Source organism: Peteryoungia ipomoeae, assembly GCF_004912165.1.
GTDB lineage: Bacteria > Pseudomonadota > Alphaproteobacteria > Rhizobiales > Rhizobiaceae > Allorhizobium > Allorhizobium ipomoeae.
In genome coordinates this window covers 1-530 of the sequence record NZ_STGV01000023.1, presented here as the reverse complement: position 1 = coordinate 530, position 530 = coordinate 1, and the positions used below count along the sequence as shown (strand labels likewise).

The following is a 530-nucleotide window of genomic DNA, read 5'->3' as shown; positions in this document are numbered from 1 at the left end:
TGTCCGACATCAGCGCCCATGAGACATAACTGGCTTAATTGAGAAGAGAGGATTTTCGGCTCATCGTAGCTCATTCACAGGAAGCGAAGATGAGACAAAAATCCGGGCCTCAGACATCGACGGCCGAGAAGACGATCAAGGACATCCGCCGCGCCACGCGCAAGCACCATTCAGCGGAGGACAAAATCCGTGTCGTCCTGGAAGGGCTGCGTGGCGAAGACAGTATCGCCGCGATCTGCCGCCGCGAGGGGATCGCCGAGAGCCTGTATTATAGCTGGTCGAAGGAATTCCTCGAAGCAGGCAAGAAGCGTCTTGCAGGCGACACTGCCCGTTCGGCGACCAGTGACGAGGTGAAGGCGCTGCGTAAGGAGAGCCGCGACCTGAAGGAGGCGCTGGCCGACCTCACCCTGGAGAACCGCCTGCTCAAAAAAAGCATGATCGGGCATGGGGGCGACGAGGTATGAGATATCCCGCCACCGAAAAGCTTGAAATCATCCGATTGGTAGAGCAGTCACATCTGTCGGTCCGGC

At 57.9% G+C, this 530-nt stretch carries 1 pseudogene; it reads left to right on the top strand.

Annotation, left to right across the window (positions count from 1 at the left end):
- Window positions 1–89: 89 nt before the first annotated feature.
- Window positions 90–530 (top strand): annotated as a pseudogene (locus FAA97_RS20975) (transposase); the annotation flags it as partial.